Origin of the sequence: Actinotalea ferrariae (assembly GCF_019733465.1) — a bacterium.
Lineage (GTDB): Bacteria > Actinomycetota > Actinomycetes > Actinomycetales > Cellulomonadaceae > Actinotalea > Actinotalea ferrariae_A.
Genome location: NZ_JACVQL010000291.1, coordinates 1 through 3,676 on the forward strand (window position 1 = coordinate 1; position 3,676 = coordinate 3,676).

4 protein-coding genes are annotated in these 3,676 nt (G+C 75.8%); 1 reads left to right on the plus strand and 3 read right to left on the minus strand.

Features of this window, described 5'->3' with window-relative positions; genetic code table 11:
• The 3 genes from ICW40_RS18130 to ICW40_RS18140 all read right to left on the minus strand — a co-directional run.
• Positions 1 to 1,256: FtsX-like permease family protein (locus ICW40_RS18130; protein ID WP_221655403.1), on the minus strand; the 1,256-nt coding region annotated here is incomplete at its 3' end.
• Positions 1,253 to 2,131, minus strand: coding sequence for an ABC transporter ATP-binding protein (locus tag ICW40_RS18135; RefSeq protein ID WP_221655404.1), 879 nt, complete (start codon positions 2,129 to 2,131; stop codon positions 1,253 to 1,255). The genes ICW40_RS18130 and ICW40_RS18135, both read right to left, overlap by 4 nt.
• A 117-nt stretch (positions 2,132 to 2,248) precedes the next feature.
• Entirely contained in the window at positions 2,249 to 2,908 is a 660-nt protein-coding gene (locus ICW40_RS18140; protein ID WP_221655405.1) for a TetR/AcrR family transcriptional regulator, read from the minus strand.
• Between the two features lie 45 nt (positions 2,909 to 2,953).
• On the opposite strand from ICW40_RS18140, the gene ICW40_RS18145 reads away from it, so the two are divergent.
• On the plus strand, positions 2,954 to 3,676 hold a 723-nt coding region (locus ICW40_RS18145), incomplete at its 3' end, for an NAD-dependent epimerase/dehydratase family protein (RefSeq protein ID WP_221655406.1).

The window sequence follows — 3,676 nt, forward strand, 5'->3', positions numbered from 1 at the left end:
CCCGCGAGCAGCACCGCGCCGACCGCGGTCCGCACGCGCGTCGCGCCGTCGGACGTCGCGACGTCGTCGCGCATGGCCTCGACGGGCGGGGTCAGGGCGGCGCGCCGGGCGGGCACGGCCGCGGCGACGACGCTGACCACGGTCCCGATGACCACCGAGACCGCCACGGTGAACCCGTCGAGCGGGATGCCGCCGGAGAGCTCCATGCCGAACCGGCCGAACACCTCGCGCAGCACGCGGACCAGCCCGACGCCGGCCGCGACGCCCAGCGCCGAGCCGAGGACCCCGACGACGACCGCCTGGACGAGGATCGACGCGAACACCTGCGTCGGGGACGCTCCGATGGCGCGCAGCATGGCGAACTCGCGCTGCCGCTGCCGGACGCTCATCTGGAACGTGTTGGCGATGATGAAGGCACCGACGAAGAGCGCGATGCCCGCGAACACGAGCAGGAACGTCGAGATGAAGCCCAGCACCGACTCGATCTCGGCGCGGCTGTCGGCGCGGAGCTGCTCGCCCGTGACGACCTCGGCGTCGTCGAGCGCGGCCAGGCCGCCCACGGCCTCGCGCACGCTGTCGGCGAGCTCCTCCTGCGTGACGCCGTCCTCGGCGTAGACGCCGAGCGAGGTGACCTGGCCGTCGGGTGCGTAGACGGACGTCGCGGTCGCCATGTCGAGGAAGACGATCGTCGCCCCGGCCACCGGGGCGCCGAAGCCGACCTCCCCGACGACGTCGACCGCGACGACCTCGCCGCCGAGGACCACCGAGGTGCTGTCGCCCACGGCCAGGCCAGACGTGCCGAGCGTCGAGGACTCGAGCGCGACCTCGCCCGCGCCCGCGGGCGCCCGCCCGTCCACCACGCGCGCGGACGGGTCGTCGGAGTGCAGACCGAGGCCGAAGCTCGGCGGGCCCGACGTCATGACCGCCGTGCCGTCGGCGCCCACGAGCACGATCGGGCCGCTGACCTCGGGCACGACCGCGGCGACGCCGTCGACGCCCGCGACGTCGTCGGCCACCTCCAGGGGGAACCGCCCGAGGCTGGCGCCCTCGGGGCCGGCCGCCTCGCCCACCTCGACCCCGCGCACGTAGGCGTCGCCCGTGACGCCCGACTCGACGATGTCGTTGAACGTCGTCGACATCATCGTCCGCAGCGCGAAGGTCCCCGCGACGAACGCGACGCCGAGGAGCACGGCGAGGATGGACAGCAGGAACCGCCCGAGGCTGCTGCGGATGCCGCGCAGCGCGACGCGGGTCACGCCGGGTCCCGCACCAGCGCGGCGTGCTGCCCCGTGCCCTGCCGCCCGACGCCCACGGCGCCGGTCCCGTCGCCGTCGACGCTCGAACCGTCCGCCGGCCCGGCGGCCGCGTGCGCGCCCGACCGCCGGCCGACGCCGAGGTCCCGGAGCGTGTCGAGGACCGACTCCGCGGTCGGCCGCTCGAGCTCGCCGACGAGCCGCCCGTCGGCGAGGAACAGGACGCGGTGCGCGTAGGACGCCGCCGTCGGGTCGTGCGTGACCATGACGACGGCCTGGTCGAGCTCGTCGACGGACCGGCGCAGGAAGCCGAGCACCTCGCCGGACGAGCGCGAGTCGAGGTTGCCGGTGGGCTCGTCGGCGAACACCACGGCGGGGCGCGAGACGAGGGCGCGCGCGCACGCGACGCGCTGCTGCTGACCTCCGGACAGCTCGCTCGGCCGGTGGTCGAGCCGGTCGCGCAGGCCCACGGCGTCGACCACCGTGTCGAACCACGCGCGGTCCACCGGCGTGCGCGCGATGTCGAGCGGGAGGGTGATGTTCTCCTCGGCCGTGAGCGTCGGGATGAGGTTGAACGCCTGGAAGACGAAGCCGAGGCGCGTGCGGCGCAGGCGCGTGAGGCTGCGCTGGTTCATCCGGCCGACGTCGGCCCCGTCCACGAGCACGGTGCCGGACGTGGGGGTGTCGAGGCCCGCCATGCAGTGCATGAGCGTGGACTTCCCCGAGCCCGAGGGGCCCATGATCGCCGTGAGCTCGCCGCGGGAGAAGTCGACGTCGACCCCGTCGAGCGCCCGCACCGCCGTCTCGCCCTTGCCGTAGACCTTCACGAGGTCGCGTGCCGAGGCGATCGCCCCGTCGTCGTGCCCGTCCTGCTGCATCGGACCGTCCTGTCTCGTCGCGGTGGTGCCGATCGTGGCGCGCCCGACCGGGCCCCCGCATCGGGTAACGCCCTCATCGTCCCCTGAGATCCCTGAGAGCCGCCTGAGGGATGGCTGTCAGCCCAGGAGCGCGCGGGCGACGCCGACGAGGCGTCGCTCGACGTCGGCCAGGTCGCGGCCCTCGACGACGACCCAGTGCCGCACCTGCTCGGCCGCGAGCGCGCCCAGCAGCACCTCGGCCCGCGTGCGCGGGTCCGGGGCGCCCGCCTGCTGCAGCAGCCACGCGAGGTGCTGGCGGTAGAACGCGTACGAGCCCTTGCCGAGGCGTGCCCCCGGTCCGCGACCGGACTCCGAGAGGAGCACGAGGTCGAGGTTGTCGACCTGGAAGCCGAGGTAGGCCGCCACGAAGGCGCCGAGGCGCTCGGGCGCGGGGGCGCCGGGGCCGAGCGGGGCCGCGCCCTCGAGCACGGCCTCCTGGAGCGCGCGGGCCCGCTCGTCGAGGAGGGCCATCGCGAGCCCCGAGCGATCGGTGAAGCCGCGGTAGAGCGTGCCCTTGCCGACGCCCGCGGCGGCCGCGATGTCGTCCATCGTGACGCGCTCGACACCTCGCTCGGCGTAGAGGCGCGCGGCGGCCTCGAGCACGCTCTTGCGGTTGCGTGCCGCGTCCGCGCGACGCGGCTGCGGCGGCACGACGACGGCCTCGACGGGCACGACCGTCTCACGGCCGGCGAGCGCCCCTTGGAAAGCGGACTGCAGTCCGCTACGTTCCCGGTCCATGGAGCGGACTCTAGTCCGTTTCCCACGCCGACAGGAGGACACGCCATGAAGCTGCTCGTCACCGGTGCCACCGGGTACATCGGTTCGGTCGTCGTCGCGCGACTGGCCGACGCGGGCCACGAGCCGGTCGCACTCGTCCGCGCCGGGTCGTCCGCGGACCGGCTGCCCGCGGGGACGCGCGTCGTGACCGGCGACGTCGCGGACGCTGACGCGCTGGTCGCCGCGCTCGCCGAGGCGGGGCCGCTCGACGGCGTCGTGCACCTCGCGCCCTCGGGCGGGCTCGACGTCGACCGCGCCGCCGCGAGCGCTTACGCCGAGACGCTGCGCCCCGGCGGAGGCGTCCTCGTGTGGACGACGGGCGTGTGGGTCCTCGGCCGGACCGGTCCGGCACCGGTCGACGAGGACGCGGCCACCGCACCGATCGCGATCGTGGCCGACCGCGCCGAGGTCGAGCGGCACGTGCTCGCGGCGGCGCCGGACGTGCGCGCCGTGGTGGTGCGCCCCGGCGTCGTGCACGGCCGCGGTGCCGGCATCCCCGCGATGCTCGTCGACCGCGCACGCACGGACGGCGTCGGGCGGCACGTCGGCGGCGACGACGTCACGTGGCCGATGGTCCACGTCGACGACCTCGCCGACCTCTACGTCGCGGCCGTCGAGCGCGCGCCGGCCGGCGCCGTGCTGCACGGCGTCGCCGAGGAGGGCGTACCGGTCCGGGACCTGGCGACGGCGGCGGCCCTCGCGGCCGGCCTTCCCGCCCGGGCCGAGCGC